We start from the raw sequence: 22,074 nt of genomic DNA, 5'->3' as shown, positions 1-22,074 counted from the left end.
ACACCCAGGGCGGAGTCCAGGGTGGCGGTAACGGCAATACCCAGGGCGGAGTCCAGGGTGGCGGTAACGGCAACACCCAGGGCGGAGTCCAGGGTGGCGGTAACGGCAATACCCAGGGCGGAGTCCAGGGTGGCGGTAACGGCAACACCCAGGGCGGAGTCCAGGGTTAGTCGCTAGAGGGAGTTCATCACCGAGTTCATCACCTCGCGGAGGAAACCTCTGCGAGGTGATGACACGCTCTCCAGGATCGATCACGAACGTCCGGTTCGAGAACGTCGCACAGCCCATGTGGCCACCGCAGTTGGCCGCAGTCGGCGCGAAGTGCGGCGTATGTTCGTGCAATGGCCAGCTGGGCATGGGGAGCGGGCTTCGCTGTTGGGGTCAGTTGCACCGAACGATTTCGCTCCGTGGCCGACGGCCTATTGGTACTTCACGTGGTGGCACGACGACGGCACTGTTGTTGACTGTGCACGCGGTCGCGGCCGGCCGGATCCTCCGCCCGTTGTCCCGCACCTCCACCTGACGTGACCAGTCGCCACCTCTGACGCCCACCTCAGTCCAGCTCATCTTCGATGGGCACGGTCAGCATCGCGTCCAAGTCGCTGTCGCTGAGCTCTGGGACGGCCCAACCGTTGCTCTGCACGTGCTCGATGAACCCGGGATCGAGTGCCGCCCGAGCACGACCTGCTCCGCATCATGGATGCCGTCCTCTACGTCGACCGCACCGGCATTCCCTGGCGTTACCTGCCCCACGACTTCGCGCCGTGGGAGACGGTCTACGGCTACTTCGCCGCCTGGCAGAAAGAAGGCGTCTTCGACCAACTCAACGGTCTCCTGCGGCGCCTGGTGCGCGAGAGTGAAGGCCATGCCGGTGAGTCGAGTGCCTGCGTGCTGGACGCGCAGAGTGTGAAGACCTCCGCGAACGTGCCCGCGGCCGGCCAGGGCATTGACGCCGACAAGGAAATCGCAGGCCGCAAACGCCATATCGGATGGACACCCTCGGCCTGCTCCTGGCTGTGTGGGTCACCGTGGCGAGCATTTTCGACAACGTCGGCGGCATGCACCTGATGTCGTCCATCGCCGCCACCAATCCCTGCGTGACCAAGGCGTGGGCCGACTCCGGCTACCGCACCAAAGCCATCGACCACGGCGCACGGCTCGGTGTCGACGTCGAAGTCGTCCAACGTGCCATCGGCGTCAAAGGTTTCAAAGTCGTCCCGCGGCGCTGGGTTGTTGAGCGGACCTTCGGCCGGCTGATGCACCGCCGCCGCCTCCTGAACCGGCTCACCTGGGCCGTCCCACCGCCACCCGCCCCACTCGTCATCGCCCAGTCCCTCCGGCTCCGCACCCCGCCAAGTACACGCCCGCACTTGTCACTACGCCACTCGTAGCCGACGAGATCGCAAGTCACAGCTGTAGTGCTGGTACGGAGAGGAGATCCGCCAGTCCGGAGTCGGCCGCTGCGGGACCGGCATGCAAAGAGCCTCGCAATCAGGGTGCAGTCTGCCAACACGCTGTACGGGTGACATCGCCCGTGTCGCCGTAGTTATGGAGTGACGTGTTGCGACAGTTTGGTCCGCAAGAAATCCTATCTCCTATCTACCGCAAGAAAGGGCCACTGTGAAACGAGTCGGCATCTACGCAACCCTGTCTCTTTCCGCTGCCATGGCACTGGCAGGCGCAACGGCGGGTCAGGCTTCCGCGGAAATCCGCAACGATCCTGCACTCCCCGCAGGAATTACCGCTGCCCACGGCAGTGGGTATTACGGTAATCCCTTCAGCAAGGGGGAGGGCGTTCAGATCAGTAACGCCCAGGGCGGCACCAGCATCGTCCAGAACCAGGGTGACACCAACGGCGGCACCGGTAACACGCAGGGCGGCGCCGGTAACACCACGGGCGGCACGCAGACCGGCACCGACAACACCCAGGGCGGCACGCAGGGTGGCACCGGTAACACCCAGGGCGGTACGCAGGGTGGCATCAACATCGTCCAGAACCAGGGTGACACCAACGGCGGCACCGGTAACACGCAGGGCGGCGCCGGTAACACCACGGGTGGCACGCAGGGCGGCACCGGTAACACGCAGGGCGGTACGCAGGGCGGCACCGGTAACACCCAGGGCGGTACGCAGGGCGGCACCAACAACACCCAGACCCAGGGCAACACCACGGGCAGCACGCAGAGCGGCACCAAGAGCGGCACCAAGAGCGGTACCAAGAGCGGCACCAAGAGCGGCACCGGCGACAACAAGGGCGGCACCGGCGACACCACGGGCGGCACGCAGGGCGGCACCGGTAACACCCAGGGCGGCACGCAGGGCGGCAACAACAACGTCCAGGGCGGTACGCAGGGCGGCACCAACAACACCCAGACCCAGGGCAACACCCAGGGCGGCACCGGCGACACCAAAAATGCCGGCACCGGTAACACCACGGGCGGCACGCAGACCGGCACCGACAACACCCAGGGCGGTACGCAGGGTGGCAACAACAACGTCCAGGGCGGTACGCAGGGCGGCACCAACAACACCCAGACCCAGGGCAACACCCAGGGCAACACCCAGGCCGGTACCCGCGCCACCCAGGGCGGCATCACGCAAGGCGCCGAGGACGTAACAAAAGGGCTCACTAGGAGCATGCCCAAATGGATTACTGCTCTGATCGAGTGGTGAGGCCGCTGTCGTGACCAACGAGGGATCGACTGGCGCACGAGGCTCCTGGCAGCACGGTGGATCTGCGTCGTGACACCGTCTACCAGGAGCTTCGTCGCTCCGTAGCCCTGTCCAACTCGTGGCCGAGCCAACCAGGTTGGAAGAGGCTCACTGGTACCGGCCAGGCCAAGGAGCAGTCGGCGGGCAGGGTGCGGCGCGCGAACCCACGACAGCAGCCGTCACGATCCCGTGGAGTGTCTTGCCTCCGGTACACAGGTCTGGCGAGGCACCCAAGGAGAACTTGGAAGCGCTCTGGCGCGTGACGATTCGCACGCCTAGGCGCAGCGGACGTACTAGGGCCCCTCAGTTGATCGCTGAGGGGCCCTAGCGCTGTCAGGAGTGATGAGACCTTCTGATCCGTAGGCGGTCATCCGGCCAGGCAGGGGCATGCCAGACACGCTCGGAAGGTGCGCAAAAACGACTTATTGACCTTTGTAGTTCTTTTCGTCACATAGAGTGCGCCTGCGCGCACCGTGGGGTATGGAGGCGCCGGCCTGCTGCTGACAGCGCACGGGTGCTGTCAGGGCTGACACCAAGGAACCGGGAGAGATCGGTGAACGAAAGACACACGCGACCGTCTTTGATCGCGGGGGCGGGGCGGCGGCGCGGGGGGCCCGGCAGTGGCCGGCGCTGGTACAGCGCGGGCACCGCGACAGCCCTTTGCGTGGTCCTGTCCGGTCTCGGGATGGCTCCGGCGGCGGCGGCCACGGCGTCCCATCGTGCAGTCGACATCGATCAGACCTTCACCTTCACGGGTGCCCCGCAAAGTCTCACCATCCCTGCGAACGCGGTGGCGACGATCACAGCTGACGGCGCCGGCGGCGGCAGTGCCGTCAGCGGAACCTGCCCCAATGGAGGGACTGGTGGTAACGGGGCACGGGTGGTCAGCACTCTTCCGGCCTCCGCGACCCCGACGGTCGTCACCGTCAATGTGGGTGGTGCCGGCGGCGCATCCTGCACTGGCGCAGGGGGAGGCGGTGGCTACAACGGCGGAGGTGCGGGCGGAAATGGAACCACCACCCCCGTGTCCACCGGCGCGGGCGGGGGCGGGGCGTCAAGCGTGGCGACGGGCGGAAACCTGCTCGTGGTCGCGGGTGGAGGGGGCGGCGGCGGGGGACGCAATCTGCCCACCCAGGGAGGTAATGGCGGAACCCCCGACGGCACCGCCGGAGGCACGGGCGGGAGTCTCGGCGGTTCGCCCGGGGGCGGCGGTGGCGGAGGCACCACCAGCGCGGGAGGTACGGCAGGCGCGGGAGCTGTCGCCGGGTCCTGCACGGGCCAGGCCGGCAACACAGGGGGCGGATTCTCCGGTGCGACGGTCGGCACGGGAGGTGCCGGCGGTAACTACTCCGGCTGTGGCGCCAGCTTCGTTGTCACTGGCGGCGGAGGCGGCGGAGGCGGCTACTTCGGTGGTGGCGGTGGTGGCGCTTCCGCCACCACCGCTGGTGCAACCGGCGGGGGCAGCGGTGGCGGGGGCAGCAGCTTCGCCACCCCCACGGGAACGGGCACCACGTACAGCGCCTCGCCGGTCGGCACACCCAGCGCCAACGGCCAGGTGATGATCAGCTACACGATCCAGGATCTGGCCTTCGTCACCACCAGCCCGCTGCCCGACGCCACCCAGAACGTCGCCTACTCCACCACCCTGCAGACCACCGGCGGCACCGGAGCCCCCAGCTTCGCGGTCACCAGCGGCACCACGCCTCCCGGGTTGAGCCTCAACACGACGAGCGGAGTGATCTCAGGTACTCCGACGACGGCCGGTACGTACACGTTCACCGTGACGGCCACCGATCCTGACGCCGACGTGCCCCCGGCCTCAAGGCAGTTCACGATCACCGTCCGTCCGCCCGCCGCCCTCACCTGCGCCAACGCGACGCCCACCATCGTCGGCACCAACCGTGCCAACGTCCTCATCGGTACGCCCGGCAACGACGTCATCTTCGGCCTCGGCGGCAACGACGTCATCGACGGCCGCGGCGGCAACGACATCCTGTGCGGCGGCGACGGCAACGACGCCATCAGCGGCGGCGACGGCAACGACCGCATCGAGGGCCAGGACGGCGCCGACGCCCTCAGGGGCGCCAACGGCAACGACACCCTCTTCGGCGGCAACGGCCCTGACTTCCTCGACGGCGGCCCCGGCACCAACACCAACAACGGCGGTGCCTCGCGCAACGTCTGCATCCGCCCCCTCAGCGGCCCCGGCTGCACTGTCTGAGATCAGCACTGTATGAACCGATTAGCCCGTTCAGGCCGCCTGAGCAGGCGGCACGGCATACAGCGCGCGTGGGGCCCGGCACACACAGTGCCGGGCCCCACCCGTGTTTCCGGCGTGCTAGGGCGTTGCCGAGCGGGGCTGGGTCGTCGGGATCCGTGAGGTGAAGAACATGGCGAGCAGCGAGGCGAGGGCGAGGACGGCCAGTGCGGCGCGGAGGCCGTCGAGCCGTGCTTCGTTGTTCGCGTCGAGCGCCGCCTGTGAGACCTCCGTGCTCGTACCCGCTTCGTCGAGCGCGGTCTTGAGCTGAGCGTCCGAGAGGAAGGGCGCGCCGCTCTGGAGCTCGACGGAGGTCTGGCTCTTGACGTCGGCCGGGACCGCCGGATTCTGCTCGATGCCGGTGACGAACGAGGTCGTGAGCGCGGCGATGAGGATCGACCCGGCGAGTGCTGTACCGAGCGAAGCGCCCAGGTTGGTGACGGCGTTCTGGACTCCGCCGACCTCCGCGCTCTGTGCCTCCGGCACCGCGGACACGGTGACCGACCCGAGCTGGGACGCCAGTGCGCCCATGCCGAGCCCGATCAGCAGGAGGGGGAGGGTGACGATCTCCGCACCGGCTCCCGCGTCGAGTGCGGCCATCAGGGCCACCGCGCCGGCGAGCAGCGCGAGGATTCCGAGCCGCACCACCCGGCGCGGTGAGACATCCGGGAGGAAGCGCGGGATGAGGATCGCGGCCGCCAGCAGCGTCAGTGAGAGCGGCAGGATGCGGGCACCGGTCTTGAGCGCGGACAGGCCCAGGGCGACCGACAGATACAGCGGGACGACGAAGAACACACCCATCTGCACGAGGTACTGGAAGAAGAACATCGTCAGGCCCCCGGTGAGCTGCTTGTTCTGCAGCAGGGCCGGGTCGATGAGCGGCTCCTTGCGCTGCTCCACCAGGCGGGCCTCCCAGCGGAGGAAGAGCCAGATCAGCAGCAGACCGGCCAGCGCCAGCCAGACGACCAGCGAAATACCGAGCCACGAGGGTGCTCCGGGTTTGGGCTGGAGCCAGCCCCATTCGTCCGAGCGGAGGACTCCGTAGACGAAGATCCCGAGGCCGAGGGCGGAGAGCACGCAGCCGAGGAGATCGATGCGGGAGCGTTCGCCGACCGGCGCGTCCGCGATGCGGCGGGCGAGCACGAGGATGCCGAGCACCACCACGACCTCACCGGCGAACACCCAGCGCCAGGAGAAGTACGTCGTCGCGACGCCTCCGACGAGCGGCCCCACCGCGATTGCCACGGCCCCTGCGGCCGCGACGAGTCCATACGCGGCGGGACGGCGTTCCGTGACGAAGTTGCCCGCCACGAGCGCCACGATCGCGGGCATGATGAGAGCGGCTCCGACCCCTTCGAGGAGCGCCCAGCCGAGCAGCAGTACGGGGAGGTTGGGTGCGAGCGCCGTGGTCAGGGAGCCGCAGCCGTAGATGAGGCAGCCGATCATGAACGCGCGTTTGCGGCCGATCAGCGCGCCGACCTTGCCGCCCGGGATCATGAACATCGCCATCACGAGGGTGTACGCCGTGATGGCGCCCTGGATCCCCGTCACGGTCGTGCCCACGTCCTCGGCGACGGTGGCGATCGAGACGTTCATGACCGAGCTGTCGAGAGCCATCAGGAACTGACCTGCTGCGAGTGTCAGCAGGACGAGTCGCGCCGTCGTCGAACTCTCAGCCGTGCCTGCCGCAGGTGCCATGGGCGCATCGTGGCAGCTGTCCCGGAGGCTGGTACTCCGACCCGCCACCGGCGTCACCCGTTGGCGGCGACGAGGTGGCGGCGAACGCGAGTGGGGCCCGGCACTGTGTGTGCCGGGCCCCACTCAGGTATCCGAGGTCTCTAGAACGTGCCCAGCTTGATGATCGACAGGAGTGCGATCAGCTGGATCGCGGAGGCGGCCAGCGCCTTCGGCCACGGCAGGTCGTGGGACTTGCTCACCATGAGCGTCAGCAGGAAGCCCGCCAGGGCCCAGGTCGCCCAGCCGATGATCTGCACGAACGGGGCGTCGCCGCCGAGGAACATCGCGAAGAGCAGGCGGGGGGCGTCCGTGATCGCCGCGATCAGCATCGCGAGGCCGACCGTGGGCTGCCACGCTCCGTCACCGCCGAGCTGGCGGGCCAGCGTGTGCGTGACCACGCCCAGGACGAAGAAGCTGATCGTGATCGCGACGGCAGTGGTGAGGGTGTACGGGATCGCCGACGAGAACGTGGCGTTGATCACGTCCTCGCGGGCCGAGTCGAAGCCGAAGATCGCGAGCAGCCCGTACAGGAACGTCACGATCAGGGCCGGGGCCCACATCGCGTAGTCCCGCATCTGGAGGTACGTCTGGCCGGGGCGCAGGACGACGCCGGACAGGAGCTGCTTCCAGTGCAGCCGCGGCCCGACGGGCGTGGCCGGGGCGGAACCCGCCCGGTACGTGTCGCCCTGGCTGTACGGGTCCTCGCCCACGGAGAACGCCTGGGTGTGCCCCGGGTTGTTCGCCGCGTACGGGTCGTAGCCCTGGCCGCCGCCCTGTCCCTGTGGGCCGTTCGGGTCGCCGAAGTATTCCGGCTCGCCGTGGCCTCCGGACTGGGGCCACTGCTGCTGACCGTACGGCTGCTGCGATTGCTGCCCGCCGTACTGGTGCTGCTGCGGTTGCCCGTTCGGGGGCACGGGAGGGTAGCCGTACGGGGCCTGCCCCTGGGGGGCACTCTGTCCGTACGGTCGCGATTGCGAGGCGCGGTTGTCCCGGCCGCGTCCGATCCTGAATCCAGCCACGTCATCGAACGTACCTGGTCCCGGGCAGTGAGGTGCCGGGCCCAGTGGATCGGGCCCGGCTTTGCGGCCGAGCTGTGACATCCCCTAAGGGACGTTTCAGGGTGCTCCTGGGGGCCGGGGCGGGTGGGGCGTCAGTCGGTGAAGTTGGCGCCGAGGACCGGGGTGCCCGACGCGGAGATGCCGAGCGTGGAGGTGTAGATGCCGGAGGACGCGGCGAGCGTGCCGTCGGCCTTCACCTTCACCGGGTAGACGGCGCCGTTGCTGCCGTTCTCGCCCGCGGCGCCGATGAGGATCTCGTCGCGGCCGTCGTGGTTGAGGTCGTCCAGGTGCACGTCGGAGCCGAACGCGTCGTTCTTCTCGTTGGTGTTGGGGACGAACGCGTTGTTCTGTTCCAGGAACAGGGCGCCCGTGCCGGTGATGCCCGAGCCGTCGGCGGAGCCGTACATGACGGTGGCCGCGCCCGCGTCGGCGCCGCCCGTCAGGTCCTCGTCGGGGGCGCCGACGACCAGGTCGAGGTGGCCGTCGCCGTTGACGTCGCCGAGGTCGAGTTCGGCTCCGAAGTGGTCGCCCTTCTCGCTGGAGCCGGGGACGCCCGAGGTGTTCTGGGTGAACTTCTCGGTGTCGCCCGCGGACGGGCCGCTCGCCGTGCCGTGCACGACGTACACCGATCCGCCCGTGCTCGCGCCCGCGATGCCGGAGTCCCAGGCGTTGCCGATGACGATGTCGTCGTAGCCGTCCTCGTCGGTGTCGCCGAGGTCGGTGATGATGCCGGCGGGCAGCTTCTGCGCGCCGGCGGTGGTCAGGCCGGTGCCGCTGCCGGGGATCCAGTAGTTGGCGTTGAGGTTGTCCGACGGGTCGTAGCCGTTGACGATCAGGTCGTCCTTGCCGTCGCCGTTCGCGTCGCCGGAGTGCAGGTTGTTGATGCCGTCGCCGGTCTGGACGCCGGTGCTCAGCGTCGTGCGGCTCGCGGCCTTCGCGCTACGGGTGAAGCCACCGGAGAAGACGTCGACCTTGGTGGAGCCGAACGCGCCGATGGCGAGGTCGTCCTTGCCGTCGCCGTCGAAGTCGCCCGCCTCGACGGGGCCGCCGAACTGGTCGTGGCTGGTGGGGCGCGGGTCGGCGACGGTGGTGCCGCCGGTCAGCCCGCTCGGTGAGCCCCACAGGATGGCGGCCGTGCCGCCGTCCTTGTCCGTGCCGACGTCCTCGCCGGGCGCGGCGACCAGGACGTCGTCGTAGCCGTCGCCGTCGAAGTCGCCGTACGCGGAGTCGGCGCCGAAGAAGTCGTCGCTCTCGGCGGTGCCGGGGACGCCGGCCGTGTTCTGGCTGATCGTGGCGTAGTGGTTGCCGGTGGCTCCGCCGTAGATGACGGCGAGCTGGCCCGCGTTCGCCCGGCCGTTCACGTAGGCGCCGGACGCGGAGGCGACGGCGTCCGCGTAGCCGTCGCCGTTGAAGTCGGCGTCACCCTGGGCGACGCCGGTCGGAACGGTGTCGGCAGAGGCCACCCCGGCCGAGGTGGCCAGCAGGCCCCCGGTCAGCGCGGCGGCGGCCGCGGTGGCGGTGGCGAGCCGTATCCGGGCGGGGGAAGGCTCGGGCGTGCGCTTGTGCTTGGTGTGCCTGGTCATGCGTTGCTCCTGCGTCAACCGGGGGATGTGGGGGCATCCGCAGTCAGTAAGGGTGCGTTTCGCGTTCCGCGGGTGTTTGCCAGGAGTTGTCCCGGGCGTGAACCTGCGGTTGGCGAACAGGAGACGGTTGGCGGGGCCGGAGGGTTGTACGGGGTGGGTGGTGGGTTCTGGGTGGTGGGTGGGACCAGCCACGCACGAGGGCGTCGCCCTCCTGAGGGAGAGCGACGCCCCGGGTGACGTGCTCAGGGCCCGGCCGGAGACGCCGGCCGGGCTGATACGTCGGGTGCGGCAGATCGGCCCGGTCGTCTAGCCGATCCCGGTACCGAACTCCGGCATGAACTCGACACCAGTGGTGGGTATTCCGACCGTCGTGGCGCTGAAGCTGATCGCTCCCGTTGTCGTCAGGGACGAGGAGCTCGCCTTCAGGGACCACATCGCGCCGGCGTAGTTGTTCTCGCCGGAGGCGCCGACGGCCAGGTCTGCTCGTCCGTCGGCGTTGGTGTCGCGCAGAGCGACGGCCGAGCCGAAGTGGTCGCCGCCCTCGGCGACGCCAGGGACCCCCGTGGTGTCCTGGTGGTAGGTGTACGACGTAGCCGTGGACAGACCCGCCGGGCCGCCGGGGAGCACCGTCACGGAGCCCGTGGACTCAGCCGTGCCGACGGTCTCCTGCGGTGCGCCGACGGCCAGGTCGGCGTACTTGTCCCCGGTGATGTCGCCCAGCGTCACCGACGCGCCGAACTGGTCGTCCGCTTCGGAGGCACCCGGGACTCCGGCCGTGTCCTGAGTGATGGTCACCGGCGGGCGCGAGGTGTCGGGGCCGTCTGCCGAGCCGTAGGTGAGCGTGACATTCCCACCGAGTGTGGTTCCGGCGAAGATCGACCGAGGCTCCCACTCGTGACCGGTGACGATGTCGGCGTACCCGTCGCCGTCGACGTCACCGACTGCGGCGGTGTCTCCGTGGGAGACGTCCCCCGCATAGGTGCGCCGGGTGGTGTCTCCCGGCGCCAGGTACACGGACTGCTTGAAGAAGTCCTCGGTCTCGTTGTTGTTGCCGCCGACCACCAAGTCATCGGTGCCGTCATGGTCGATGTCGCCCGCAGCCAGCGATCCGATGGCGGTTCTCTCGGACAGAGAAGTTGCCGCGAAGCCGTGGCGCCAGGCGAGGGTGCTGCTCTTCTCGGTGCCGCCGTCGTAGATGAAGACGCCGTAGTACGAGGACGAACCCACGGCGAGGTCGTCGCGGCCGTCACCGTTGAAGTCGCCGGAGGCGAGGGAACTCCCGTACCCGTTGGGGTAGTCCACCGGCGGGAGTTCGAGCGCGGTCCCGCCCGAGAGGCCGGTGCTGCTTCCCCACAGGACGGTGATGGCTCCGGTGTCCTCTCCCGTGCCCGAACCGGCGCTCGTGTCCTCTTCGGAGACGCCCACGGCGAGATCTCCGTAGCCGTCGCTGTTGAAGTCACCTGTTGCGACGGCGGATCCGAAGAGGTCACCGGCCTCGGATGCGCCGGGCACCCCGGTGGAACTCTGCGAAATGACGGTGGATTCGGCCGATGTCAGCCCGCTCGCCGAGCCGTAGCTGACGACCACCGAACCGGCCTGTTCGGCAGAGGCGGCGGTGGCGTACGGCGCTGTGGTGGCCAGGTCGCGATACCCGTCACCGTTGAAGTCGTCGCCGTATTTCGCCGTGGCCGCGGAGGCGGGAGCGGCTGATGGCAGGGTGAACGGGGTGAGGCCCGCCGCGGCGAGTGCGGCGAGGGCCGTGGTGGTGCGTAGGCGCATGGGAATCCTTGGGGAGGGGGCGGAGGGAGGGGGAGCCCTTCGGTGTCATCGGTCTCAAGCGGCCACGACGGCCGACCAGTTGGTGTCGCTGGAGGTGGGCAGGCCCACCGATCCGGCCATCACGCTGTACGAGCTGCCGAGGCTCACGCCGGTGGACGTGCCCTTGAAAGTCAGTTGGGCGTGCTGCCGCCGAGCGCGGCGCCGAACGTCCCGTCGTCCCAGGGGCGGCCCACGTCGTCGGGGTTGATGGCCAGGGACCCGGTGGCCGTCAGGCCGGTGCTCGCACCGCGGATGCGCCACACCGCTCCGGAGTGGACCGACTCGTGGGGTGCGGCCTCGCCGATCGCCGCGACCGCGAGGTCGGCCCGGCCGTCCTTGTTCGTGTCCGACAGCTGCAGCGCCGAGCCGAACCGGTCACCCTTTTCCACGCTGCCGGGGATCCCGGAGGTGTCCTGGCTGAAGGACTTCGCGCCGGAGGCGGTGGCGCCGGACGCGGAGCCTCGCAGGACGACGAAGTCACCGGCGTCGGACTTGGTCCCCATGTCCTCACCGGGGACGCCGATCACCAGGTCCCCGTAGCCGTCTCCGTTGGTGTCGCCGATGGCGAGCGCCCCGCCGAACATGTCGCCCGGCTCCGCCGTGCCGGGCACGCCGGACGTCGACTGGTGGAAGCTCGCTCCCTTGGTGGTGCTGAGGCCGGACGGCGCGCCGTAGGACACGCTGACCCGGCCGCCCATGGCTGTCGTCTCGTACGAGTCGCCGACCGCGATGTCGCGGTAGCCGTCCTTGTCGAGGTCGCCGATCGCTGCCGTATCGCTGTCCGGGAGCTGCCAGGACCGGACGAGTCCTGTGGCCGAGCCGGTGTAGAGCCAGGCCAGGGACTGGCCTTCGGCGTCCTGGCGGGTCTGGACGACCAGATCCGCCTTCTTGTCGCCGGTGACGTCGCCCGCGGTGAGATTACGGACGAAGGTGCCGGACTCGGCCTCGACGTGGACTGTCTCCGTGGCGCCCGCGCCGCCGGAGCGCGTGAAGGGGCCGTGCTGGATCTGGAGGTCGGCCGGGGGTGTGCTGACGGCGAGGTCGGCGCTGCCGTCGCCGTCGAAGTCACCGGCGGCGAGTTCGCTGCCGACCATGGCGCCGTCGAAGGCCTTGGGAACGGAGACGGTCGTACCGCTCGAGACGCCCGCCGAGCCGCCCCACAGGATGGTGACGGATCCCTGGTCGGCGTTTGGGCCGACGTCCTCGCCGGGGGCGCCCACGGCCAGGTCGGCGTAACCGTCCTTGTCGAGGTCGGCGACGGCCAGCTTGGCGCCGAAGGAGTCGCCGCCCTCGGAAGACCCGGGGACGCCGGTGCTGTTCTGGCTGATCACCTTGCGCTTGGCCGGGTCCAGGCCGGCGGACGTGCCGTACACGACGGCTACGTACCCCGCGTCGGTGGCCCCGTTGATGCCTTCGGGTACACCGATGGCGATGTCCCGGTATCCGTCCCCGTTGAAGTCGCCCGCGAGGCCGGACGGCGCGGCGGAGGCTGGGGTTGCGGTCAGGGGCAGGGCGAGCAGGCCCGTCGTGAGGGCCGTCGCCAGGAGGAGGGTGCGCTTGCGCATGGGGTTGGTCGCTCCAAGAGGGTGCGCGGTCGGGAATGGGCCCGCACCGAAGCGGTGCGGGCCCAACAAGCCGGGAACCGGCGCTAGTTCGCCGCGTTTCCGCCCAGCTCCGGGTAGCCGTCCGTCGAGACGCCCACCGACGTCGCCGACAGGGAGCGCGCGCCCGTCGTGGTGATCTTGGTGCCGTTGGACGGGAGGTACGTGAGCGCGCCGTTGGCGGTGTTCTCGCCGTACGCGCCGATCGTGAGGTCGGCCTTGCCGTCGCCGGTCACGTCGGTGAGCTTCACCTCGTTGCCGAACTGGTCGTCCTTCTCGTCCGAGCCGGGGACGCCGGCCGTGGACTGGGCGAAGAACTGGCCGCCGGTGGACGTGTCGATGCCGTTCGCCGAGCCGTAGAGGACCGTGACGGAGCCGGTGTTGACGACGCCGCCCAGGTTCTCGCCCGCCGCGCCGACGACGAGGTCCTGGTAGCCGTCGCCGTTGATGTCGCCGAGCGAGAGCTCGCCGCCGAAGTCGTCGCCGCGCTCGGAGCCGCCGGGCACGTTGCCCGTGTCCTGGCTGAGCTCCGTCGTCGCGGCGGGGCCGGTCGCGGAGCCGTACGTGATGTTGACCTTGCCGCCGGTGACGGACTCGGGGACGGTGGGGCTGCCGTCCGTGGAGGGGTCCCACTCCTGTCCGGTCACGATGTCGCCGTAGCCGTCACCGTTCACGTCGCCGATCCCGGTGATGACGCCGCGCTTCAGCTCCGTGGCGGACGAGCCGTCGAGGCCGGAGCCGGAACCGGGCACGAAGTAGTTCGTGTTCCAGCCGTAGTCCGTGTCGGTCTCGAAGCCGTCGACGACCAGGTCGGTGCTGCCGTCCTTGTTGACGTCGCCCGCGGTGAGGTTGAGCGGGCCCGTGCCGCTGCCGGACATGATCGGCGGCTTGACGGTGTAGCGGCCGCCGGACGCGCCGGCGCTGTTGATGCCGCCCTTGTAGACGTAGATCGTGCTCGCCGTGGAGCCGATCGCGAGGTCGTCCTTGCCGTCGCTGTCGAAGTCGCCGGCGGCGAGCGTGTTGCCCCACTTGTCGTGGGAGGAGACGGCCGGGTCCTTGATCGTCGTGCCGCCGGTGAGGCCCGACGCCGAGCCCCACATGATCATGACGGTGCCGCCGTCGGTGTCGCCGTCCACGTCCTCCCAGGGGGCGGAGACGGCCAGGTCGTCGAACCCGTCCGAATTGAAGTCGCCGTACGCGCTGACCCAGCCGAAGCCGTCGTTCGTCTCGGCGGTGCCGGGGACGCCGGTCGTGTTCTGGCTGACGGTCTTGCGGGCGGCGGCGTTGATGCCGTTGGCGGAGCCGTACAGGGCGACGATCTGGCCGGCGCCCTTCTTGCCGCCGACGGTCGACCAGCCGGCGGAGAACGCGACGTCCCCGATGTGGTCGCCGTTGAAGTCGGCCTCGTGGTGGTGCACGGAGTCGGCGGCCAGGGCCGTGCCCGTGGAGAGGGAGAGCAGCCCGCCCGTCAGCGCGACAGCGGCGGCCGAGGCGAGGGCGATGCGTATGTGCTTGTGCATGCGGGTTCTCCTGCTGCATGCGGGGATGCCTGGCGGGCATCCGCAGTCAATGGGGTGCGTTCCGCGGGCGTTTGCCGGGAGTTGTCCCAGGTGTTGCCCTGCGGTTGGCGAACAGGAGACTTCTTGTGGGGCCTGAGGGTTGTATGGCGTGGCAGTTATTTTCTGGTGCTTCAGTGCAGGGTCGTGCCGAAGGCCACGGAGGCGTCCGTCAGGCTGCCGAACTCCGAGCCGTGGAAGGACGTGGCGTACGACGTGGTGACGTACGGGACGGCGCCGCGCAGGACCCAGACGGCGCCCGCGTCGGGCCAGGGCCCGATGTCCTCGCCGTTCGCCCCGATCGCCAGGTCGGCCCGGCTGTTCTTGTTGATGTCCTTGAAGCGCAGCGACGAGCCGAAGTGGTCGCCGGTCTCCGGGACGCCGGCCACCCCGGCCGTGTCCTGGTGGTAGGCGCGGCCCGCGCCGAGGCCGCCGGTGCCGCCCTTGAGGACGGTGACGCTGCCTGTTCCCGTGACCGTGCCGACCGTCTCGCCGGGCGCGCCCACCGCCACGTCCGCGTACCCGTCGTGGTCGAGGTCTCCTGCGCTCACGGCGGCGCCGAAGCGGTCCTCCGGCTCGTCGGCGCCGGGCACGCCCGCGGAGTCCTGCGTGTACGTCTTCGTGGCCCCGAAGGAGCCCTGCGCGCCGTAGCGCACGGTGACCGAGCCCGCGGCGGCGTTGCCGGTGACGAGGTCGGTGTAGCCGTCGCCGTTCACGTCACCGGCGGCGGCCGCTTCCCGGGTCGCGCGCGGGTCGTCGCCCTCGGCGAGGACACCGGAGTAGTAGCCGATGTCGCCGACGCCGCCCTTCATGTACACGGTGTAGGGCTTGCCGTCGGCGCGCTCGCCGTAGAGGACGTACGTGTAGCCGTCCTTGGAGAGGAACGTGGCCGCCTCCATGCCCTCCAGGCGGACGCCCTCGGGCAGGAAGTCGACCTCCGGCGCGATGGCGCGGGTCGGGTCCGCGCTCTCGGCGTAGTACCACCAGCCGTCGGAGCTGATCACGGCGAGGTTGGCGGCGCCGTCGCCGTCGATGTCGACGAAGGAGGCGGCCTCTCCGAAGCGTTCGGTGTCGGTGGTGGGGGAGTTGAGGACCTTGGCGCCCTGGGTGAAGGGCTTGGGGCCGCCCCAGAGGATGGTGACGGATCCGGTGGTGTTGCCCGTGACCCGCTCGCCGGGCGCGCCGACGATCAGGTCGGCGTAGCCGTCGTAGTTGACGTCGCCCGAGGTGACGTTCTCGCCGAACTCGTCCTCCGTCTCGGTGACTCCGGGCACCCCGGCCGTGTTCTGGGTGACGGTCACGGCGCGGGACGGGCTCACGCCGCTCGCGGAGCCGAACGTGACGGTGACCGTGTTCGCGCCCGGGGTGCCGATGGCCAGGTCGCGGTAGCCGTCACCGTTGAAGTCGTCCTTGAGCGTGGTGGCCGCGGAGGCGGATCCGGCCAGCGGCAGGGTGAGTCCGGCCGCCGCGACGACGGCGGCACCTGCGGCGATGACGAGCTTGCGCATACGCACGAGAAGCACTCCCGGAAATGAGAGGGGAAGGGGTTCCGGGGGTCTGACTCGTGGGGTGAGGGGATGGTTGTGTCCGGGTGGCCGTCCGGTTAACGGCGGCCGACCGTCACCGGATCGTCATCGGATCCGTCATCGGATCCGTACGCCTCAGGACGTGAACTCGGCAGTGGAGAACGTCACTTGGGGCTTCGCGGCGATCAGCTTGCCGCCCTTGACTCCCGTATGGACCGCCACCGTGTCCGCGCTCTCCCTGCGATACGTGCGCACCGCGAGGTCCGCGCGGCCGTCGCCGTCGAAGTCGGCGGTCCGCAGGACCTGGGTGGTGCCGGTGGCGCTGGGGGGCACGGTCACCGCGGCACCGCCACCCGTCTTCAGAAGGGTCACCGCGCCGCCGGACACCACGAGTTCGGCCACGCCGTCCCCGTCGAAGTCACCCGCGGTGATGGCCGTGCCGGTCGCCTTGAGGGCGCGGGCGCCCGGCCGGGAGAGGGTGACCCCGGAGGCCGTGAGCAGCGCGGTGTCCGCGCCGGCGCCCCGGGTGAACCGGCCGACCGCGAGGCCGAGGCCCGAGGGCAGCGCGGCGCCGGAGCGGGCCGGTCCCTGCGGGCTGCCGAGGACGATCCGGGACGGTGAGGAGCCGGCGGAGGTGCGGCGCACGAGCAGGTCGTCGTACCCGTCGCGGTCGACGTCGAAGGCGGGGCCCACGGGTACGTTCCCGGGCGCGGTCAGCGGCTTGCCGGCGGCGCGCGGGGCGCCCTTGCGCGTGAAGGGGCCGCGCAGGAAGCTCAGCCGTCCGCCGCTCGCGTGGACGGTGAGGTCGACCGAGCCGTCCCCGTCGAAGTCGCCGCACACCGGCTGGTCCGGCCAGTCGTTGCCGAACCGCGCCTGGGCGGGGACGACGAGCTTCACGCCCCGGTGGGTGAGCCCGCCCGGTCCGCCGAACAGGATCTGCAGCGGCACCGGCGGCCGCCCCTGTCCGTCGAACGGCGGATCGGTCGACACGACCAGATCGGTGAAGCCGTCCTTGTCCAGGTCGCAGCTCGCCTCGGAGTCGAAGGCGGCGGGCGTCTCGCCCCCGGTCGGCGCGGCGTACTTCGCGGGACGCAGCAACTGCCGGGCCCCGGGCACGAGTCCGTGCCCCTTCTTCCCGTACACGACCCCGATCCCGGCGTCGTCGCCGAGCCCGTCGTGCACGAGGTCGTCCAGTACGAGGTCGGGGGCGCCGTCCCCGTTGAAGTCGTCCGGCACCTTGCTGCCGCGGCCGTGCGGGACGGGGAGCGCGGCGCCGGACCTGCCGGACATGGCCACGGGGCGGTGTTTGGTGGCGGCGGGCCCGTCGTCACCGCCGCAGCCGGTGACGGCGGCGATCATGAGCAGCGTGCACCCCGCCGCGGCTCTGCGTATCGCGGCGCTGCGGCCGCCCCGTGTGCCCACCATCGCCTCTGACCCCGCCTGCCTCATGCGCCACTTGACCCGTTCATGATGCCGCCGGGGTGAGGGCGGGGGGTAGGGCCGGGGCCTGCCGGTTTGGTCACGGAGCGCGGCCCCTGTCCCGAAACCGCCTGTCCGAGAACGCCGAGAACGTCCCTCCTGTGTCCGTGGAACGCCCCTCCGCGAACGCCGAAGGGGCCGACCGGGTCACCCCGGTCAGCCCCTTCGCGTACCTCGGTACGGAACGACCGAACCGCTACTTCACCGGCTCCGGCTCCGGCGCGTCCTCGGTCTCCGCGTCGCCCGCCGGAGGCGGGTTGTCGGAAGGTGTCTTGACCGAGTCGAGGAGCAGCTGGGCCACGTCCACGACCGTGACGGACTCCTTGGCCTGGCCGTCGTTCTTCTTGCCGTTGACCGAGTCGGTCAGCATGACGAGGCAGAACGGGCAGGCGGTGGAGACGATGTCGGGGTTCAGCGACAGTGCCTCGTCAACACGTTCGTTGTTGATGCGCTTGCCGATCCGCTCCTCCATCCACATCCGTGCGCCGCCGGCGCCGCAGCAGAAGCCGCGCTCCTTGTGGCGGTGCATCTCCTGCTGGCGCAGGCCCGGGACGGCGTCCATGATCTGCCGCGGGGGCGTGTAGACCTTGTTGTGACGGCCCAGGTAGCACGGGTCGTGGTAGGTGATCAGACCCTCGACCGGCGTGACGGGGACGAGCTTGCCCTCGTCGATGAGGTGCTGGAGCAGCTGGGTGTGGTGGATTACTTCGTAATCGCCGCCGAGCTGCGGGTACTCGTTGCCGATGGTGTTGAGGCAGTGCGGGCAGGTCGCGACGATCTTCTTCGCGGACTTCGGCTTCGCCGACTCGGCAACGACCTTGCCGTCGTCGTCGAGCTCCTCGCCGAACGCCATGTTCAGCGCCATGACGTTCTCCTGGCCGAGCTGCTGGAACAGCGGCTCGTTGCCCAGGCGGCGGGCGGAGTCACCGGTGCACTTCTCGTCGCCGCCCATGATCGCGAACTTGACGCCCGCCATGTGCAGCAGCTCCGCGAAGGCCTTGGTGGTCTTCTTCGCCCGGTCCTCCAGCGAGCCGGCGCAGCCGACCCAGTAGAGGTACTCGACCTCGGTGAGGTCCTCGATGTCCTTGCCGACGACCGGGACCTCGAAGTCGAGCTCCTTGAGCCACTCCAGGCGCTGCTTCTTCGCCAGGCCCCAGGGGTTGCCCTTCTTCTCCAGGTTCTTGAGCATCGTGCCCGCCTCGGACGGGAACGCGGACTCGATCATCACCTGGTAGCGGCGCATGTCGACGATGTGGTCGATGTGCTCGATGTCGACCGGGCACTGCTCGACGCAGGCGCCGCAGGTGGTGCAGGACCACAGGACGTCCGGGTCGATGACGCCGTTCTCTTCGAGGGTGCCGATCAGCGGGCGCTCGGCCTCGGCCAGGGCCGCGGCGGGAACGTCCTTGAGCTGCTCCTCGGTCGCCTTCTCCTCGCCCTCCATCGACTTGCCGCCACCGGCGAGCAGGTAGGGGGCCTTGGCGTGCGCGTGGTCGCGCAGCGACATGATCAGGAGCTTCGGCGAGAGCGGCTTGCCGGTGTTCCAGGCGGGGCACTGCGACTGGCAGCGGCCGCACTCGGTGCAGGTGGAGAAGTCCAGCAGACCCTTCCACGAGAACTGCTCGACCTGGCTGACACCGAAGACGTCGTCCTCGCCCGGGTCCTCGAAGTCGATCTCCTTGCCGGCGCTGGTCATCGGCTGGAGCGCACCGAGGGCCGTACCGCCGTCCGCCTCGCGCTTGAACCAGATGTTCGGGAACGCGAGGAAGCGGTGCCAGGCGACACCCATGTCGGTCTTCAGGGCGACCGTGATCATCCAGATGAAGGAGGTCGCGATCTTCAGCCCGGCGAAGAAGTACGTGAGGTTCTGCAGCGTGGACACGTCCATGCCGCGGAACCAGGAGACGACCGGGTACGAGACGAAGAACGAGGCCTCGTAGGCGTCCACATGGTGCTGGGCGCCCTCCAGGGCGTGCAGCGTGAAGATGCAGATGCCGACGATGAGGATGACGGCCTCGACGAAGTACGCCTGGCCGGTGTTGGACCCGGCGAAGCGGGACTTGCGGCCCGGCCGGTCCGGCCTGTTCAGCTGCCGGATGGCGATCAGGGTCAGGATCCCGATGGTCGTCATCGTGCCGAGGAACTCGACGAAGACGTTGTACGGGGCCCATTCACCGATGATCGGGAGCAGCCAGTCGGCCTGGAAGAGCTGGCCGATGGCGTTCACGATCGTCAGCAGCAGCGAGAAGAAGCCCACCGCCACGAACCAGTGCGCCACGCCGACGATGCCCCAGCGGTTCATCCGGGTGTGGCCGAGGAACTCCTTTGCCACCGTCACGGTGCGCTGTACGGGTTCGTCGGTGCGGGTGCCGGCGGGGACGTTCTGGCCGAGCCGCATGAAGCGGTAGATCTGCGCGATGGCTCGGACGAACAGTGCGACGCCGACCACGATCAGGACCAGCGACACGATGATCGCGGCGAGTTGCATTCGGGGGCTCCTCGGGCCTGCGAGGGTGGATATTCAGCGATTACTAAGCGGTAACTTATTTCAGTCCATGCTGAGACTACCCACTTGTGTGGCCGCACTGTAGCCAGCCGGGCGGTGATCTGCGTCGCGAAGGCCACCCTCAGGCGTCAGCGGTCGACAGCGAAAGCGGATCGTGTTATTCACCCCATATTGCGACATAAGCGACTAGCTTATGAAGGTCTCCGGCCGGGCGTGCCCCTCCGGTCTCACCCCGATACCGCAAACCGAGCTGACGGGACGTCCGCCGTGTCCTACGGGATCGCCGCCGCCGCGACCGCCCTCCTGGCGGCCTCCGCCCTCACCGCCCTGCTGCGTCTCGTCGCCCTGCGCACCGGATTCACTGCCCGGCCGACCGGCCGCGCGGGACGACGGACGCCGCGCCTGGGCGGCGTCGCCGTCGCCGCGGTGACGGCCGCGGTCACCACCGTAGGAGCCGCGACCGGACTCGTTCCGCTCGGCTCCGGCGTGCTCACGCTGCTGATCGCGGCCGGGGCCGTCGCCGCGCTGGGGTTCCTCGACGACGTGCGGCCGGTGGGGGCGCGGGCCCGCGTCGTCGTCGAGGCGGGGGCGGCGACCTTCATCGTGCACACCGCCGAACTCGGCTTCTTCGTCGGCGCGTTGGCCGTGTTGTGGATCGTCTTCGTCACCAACGCCTGCCGGCTCTTCGACACCTCGGACGGGGTGCTCGGCACCGTCGCCGTCGTGAGCGCGCTCGGCCTGAGCGCCTGTGCCGCCACCGAGGGGCTCGGCGCGCTCGCCGCCGCCCTCGGGGTGCTCGGCGCGGCGCTCGCCGGGTTCCTCATGCACAACTGGTACCCCGCGCGGATGCGCCTCGGAAGCTGCGGTTCCCTGTTCACGGGCTTCCTCCTGGCGTCCGCCGCGGTCCTGGTGAACGCGGGGCACGAGGCGTTGTCCGGCGCGGGGTCGCTGTTCGCCGTGACGGTCGTGGTGACGGCGGACGCGGTCCTGGTGGCGGTGTCGCGGCGGCGCGCGGGGCGGCCTCTCTTCCAGGGCGGCGCGGACCACATCGCGCACCGGCTGCGCCGGCTCGGCCTCACCCCGCAGGGCGTCGCGGTGGTGCTCGGCGTCGCGTCCCTCGCCGGTGCGGTGACCGCGCTCCTGCTGCACGACGGGACGCTGGGCCCGCTGGGCGCCCTGTGGCCGGTCTGCGGGGCGGCCGTGGCGGTCTCCGGGCTGCTGCGGGTGCCCGTCTACGAGGTGCGGCGGCGGACTAACCGGCCCGTACAGACCGCTGTGGTGGACGTCGCGGGTTCGTGACGAAGGTCCCGGCGTAGCGGCTGACCTGCGCGGATTCTCTGTCTGCAGATAAGGGCGACATAAAAGTTGAGTCGACAGGACTCAGCTCTGTTGACCGAACGGCGGTCGTCATGCATCCTTGAGCCAGATCCACTCAAGTAGTCATGCTGGAGGAATTGAAATGGCACGTGCGGTCGGCATCGACCTGGGCACGACTAACTCCGTCGTCAGCGTTCTCGAAGGCGGCGAGCCCACCGTCATCACCAACGCCGAGGGCGCCAGGACCACGCCGTCCGTCGTCGCCTTCGCCAAGAACGGTGAGGTGCTCGTCGGAGAGGTCGCTAAGCGCCAGGCTGTCACCAACGTCGACAGGACGATCCGTTCGGTCAAGCGCCACATGGGCACTGACTGGAAGATCGAGATCGACGGCAAGAGCTTCAACCCGCAGCAGATGAGCGCCTTCATCCTGCAGAAGCTGAAGCGCGACGCCGAGGCGTACCTGGGCGAGAAGGTCGCGGACGCGGTCATCACCGTCCCGGCGTACTTCAACGACTCCGAGCGCCAGGCGACGAAGGAGGCCGGCGAGATCGCCGGTCTGAACGTCCTGCGCATTGTCAACGAGCCGACGGCCGCCGCCCTGGCCTACGGTCTCGACAAGGACGACCAGACCATTCTCGTCTTCGACCTCGGTGGCGGCACCTTCGACGTGTCGCTCCTCGAGATCGGCGACGGCGTCGTCGAGGTGAAGGCCACGAACGGCGACAACCACCTCGGTGGTGACGACTGGGACCAGCGTGTCGTCGACTACCTGGTCAAGCAGTTCAACAACGGCCACGGCGTGGACCTGTCCAAGGACAAGATGGCGCTCCAGCGCCTGCGCGAGGCCGCCGAGAAGGCGAAGATCGAGCTCTCGTCCTCGACCGAGACCACGATCAACCTGCCCTACATCACGGCGTCCGCCGA

General features: G+C 69.7%; 13 protein-coding genes and 1 pseudogene. 5 read left to right on the top strand and 9 right to left on the bottom strand.

From position 1 onward, the window contains the following. Nucleotides 1-669: 669 nt before the first annotated feature. The 3 genes and pseudogenes from AC07EJ_RS45345 to AC07EJ_RS45335 form a co-directional block, all read left to right on the top strand. Nucleotides 670-1,274, top strand: a pseudogene (locus AC07EJ_RS45345) (IS5 family transposase); the annotation flags it as partial. A 391-nt stretch (nucleotides 1,275-1,665) separates the two neighbouring features. Further along, entirely contained in the window at nucleotides 1,666-2,673 is a 1,008-nt protein-coding gene (locus AC07EJ_RS45340; RefSeq protein WP_478886478.1) for a hypothetical protein, read from the top strand. 1,099 nt (nucleotides 2,674-3,772) lie between these two features. Beyond that, a complete protein-coding gene (locus AC07EJ_RS45335; protein ID WP_478886477.1) occupies nucleotides 3,773-4,933 on the top strand; it encodes a calcium-binding protein in 1,161 nt (386 codons plus the stop codon). 117 nt (nucleotides 4,934-5,050) lie between these two features. Here the strand turns inward: AC07EJ_RS45335 and AC07EJ_RS45330 are convergent, their stop codons facing one another. The 9 genes from AC07EJ_RS45330 to AC07EJ_RS45290 all read right to left on the bottom strand — a co-directional run bounded on the left by AC07EJ_RS45330 (nucleotide 5,051) and on the right by AC07EJ_RS45290 (nucleotide 19,815). Continuing rightward, complete coding sequence (locus tag AC07EJ_RS45330; RefSeq protein WP_393589106.1) at nucleotides 5,051-6,667, bottom strand: MFS transporter; 1,617 nt, start codon at nucleotides 6,665-6,667, stop codon at nucleotides 5,051-5,053. 140 nt (nucleotides 6,668-6,807) lie between these two features. Further along, complete coding sequence (locus AC07EJ_RS45325; protein WP_389479162.1) at nucleotides 6,808-7,806, bottom strand: Yip1 family protein; 999 nt, start codon at nucleotides 7,804-7,806, stop codon at nucleotides 6,808-6,810. Nucleotides 7,807-7,856: 50 nt separating this feature from the next. After that, complete coding sequence (locus AC07EJ_RS45320; RefSeq protein WP_478886476.1) at nucleotides 7,857-9,347, bottom strand: FG-GAP repeat protein; 1,491 nt, start codon at nucleotides 9,345-9,347, stop codon at nucleotides 7,857-7,859. Nucleotides 9,348-9,653: 306 nt separating this feature from the next. Then, nucleotides 9,654-11,126 carry an FG-GAP-like repeat-containing protein gene (locus AC07EJ_RS45315; RefSeq protein WP_389479167.1) on the bottom strand — a complete coding sequence of 491 codons (1,473 nt, stop codon included), beginning with the start codon at nucleotides 11,124-11,126 and terminating at the stop codon, nucleotides 9,654-9,656. A gap of 170 nt (nucleotides 11,127-11,296) precedes the next feature. After that, complete coding sequence (locus AC07EJ_RS45310) at nucleotides 11,297-12,730, bottom strand: hypothetical protein (protein ID WP_389479169.1); 1,434 nt, start codon at nucleotides 12,728-12,730, stop codon at nucleotides 11,297-11,299. Nucleotides 12,731-12,813: 83 nt separating this feature from the next. After that, nucleotides 12,814-14,286 carry an FG-GAP-like repeat-containing protein gene (locus AC07EJ_RS45305; RefSeq protein WP_478886475.1) on the bottom strand — a complete coding sequence of 491 codons (1,473 nt, stop codon included), beginning with the start codon at nucleotides 14,284-14,286 and terminating at the stop codon, nucleotides 12,814-12,816. Between the two features lie 170 nt (nucleotides 14,287-14,456). After that, complete coding sequence (locus tag AC07EJ_RS45300) at nucleotides 14,457-15,830, bottom strand: FG-GAP repeat protein (RefSeq protein WP_389479270.1); 1,374 nt, start codon at nucleotides 15,828-15,830, stop codon at nucleotides 14,457-14,459. Between the two features lie 153 nt (nucleotides 15,831-15,983). Beyond that, entirely contained in the window at nucleotides 15,984-17,273 is a 1,290-nt protein-coding gene (locus AC07EJ_RS45295) for an FG-GAP repeat domain-containing protein (RefSeq protein ID WP_389479173.1), read from the bottom strand. A 250-nt stretch (nucleotides 17,274-17,523) separates the two neighbouring features. Continuing rightward, nucleotides 17,524-19,815, bottom strand: coding sequence for a (Fe-S)-binding protein (locus AC07EJ_RS45290; RefSeq protein ID WP_389479176.1), 2,292 nt, complete (start codon nucleotides 19,813-19,815; stop codon nucleotides 17,524-17,526). A 285-nt stretch (nucleotides 19,816-20,100) separates the two neighbouring features. On the opposite strand from AC07EJ_RS45290, the gene AC07EJ_RS45285 reads away from it, so the two are divergent. Together AC07EJ_RS45285 and AC07EJ_RS45280 are read left to right on the top strand one after the other, a co-directional pair. After that, nucleotides 20,101-21,132: an MraY family glycosyltransferase gene (locus tag AC07EJ_RS45285; protein ID WP_478886474.1), complete on the top strand. Its 1,032-nt coding sequence runs from the start codon at nucleotides 20,101-20,103 to the stop codon at nucleotides 21,130-21,132. Between the two features lie 160 nt (nucleotides 21,133-21,292). After that, on the top strand, nucleotides 21,293-22,074 hold a 782-nt coding region (locus AC07EJ_RS45280), incomplete at its 3' end, for an Hsp70 family protein (protein ID WP_478886473.1).

The organism is Streptomyces sp. NPDC045026 (assembly GCF_056432625.1).
The sequence above is the reverse complement of the archived record's forward strand: the minus strand, read 5'-3'. Positions and strand labels throughout refer to the sequence as shown.

What these genes read in the sequence shown, in the direction of transcription:
- AC07EJ_RS45340 (WP_478886478.1), top strand. Translation starts at nt 1,666, where the DNA reads ATGGCACTGGCAGGCGCAACGGCGGGTCAGGCTTCCGCGGAAATCCGC.
- AC07EJ_RS45330 (WP_393589106.1), bottom strand. Translation starts at nt 6,667, where the DNA reads ATGGCACCTGCGGCAGGCACGGCTGAGAGTTCGACGACGGCGCGACTC.
- AC07EJ_RS45325 (WP_389479162.1), bottom strand. Translation starts at nt 7,806, where the DNA reads ATGTCACAGCTCGGCCGCAAAGCCGGGCCCGATCCACTGGGCCCGGCA.
- AC07EJ_RS45320 (WP_478886476.1), bottom strand. Translation starts at nt 9,347, where the DNA reads ATGACCAGGCACACCAAGCACAAGCGCACGCCCGAGCCTTCCCCCGCC.
- AC07EJ_RS45315 (WP_389479167.1), bottom strand. Translation starts at nt 11,126, where the DNA reads ATGCGCCTACGCACCACCACGGCCCTCGCCGCACTCGCCGCGGCGGGC.
- AC07EJ_RS45310 (WP_389479169.1), bottom strand. Translation starts at nt 12,730, where the DNA reads ATGCGCAAGCGCACCCTCCTCCTGGCGACGGCCCTCACGACGGGCCTG.
- AC07EJ_RS45305 (WP_478886475.1), bottom strand. Translation starts at nt 14,286, where the DNA reads ATGCACAAGCACATACGCATCGCCCTCGCCTCGGCCGCCGCTGTCGCG.
- AC07EJ_RS45300 (WP_389479270.1), bottom strand. Translation starts at nt 15,830, where the DNA reads ATGCGCAAGCTCGTCATCGCCGCAGGTGCCGCCGTCGTCGCGGCGGCC.
- AC07EJ_RS45295 (WP_389479173.1), bottom strand. Translation starts at nt 17,273, where the DNA reads ATGGTGGGCACACGGGGCGGCCGCAGCGCCGCGATACGCAGAGCCGCG.
- AC07EJ_RS45290 (WP_389479176.1), bottom strand. Translation starts at nt 19,815, where the DNA reads ATGCAACTCGCCGCGATCATCGTGTCGCTGGTCCTGATCGTGGTCGGC.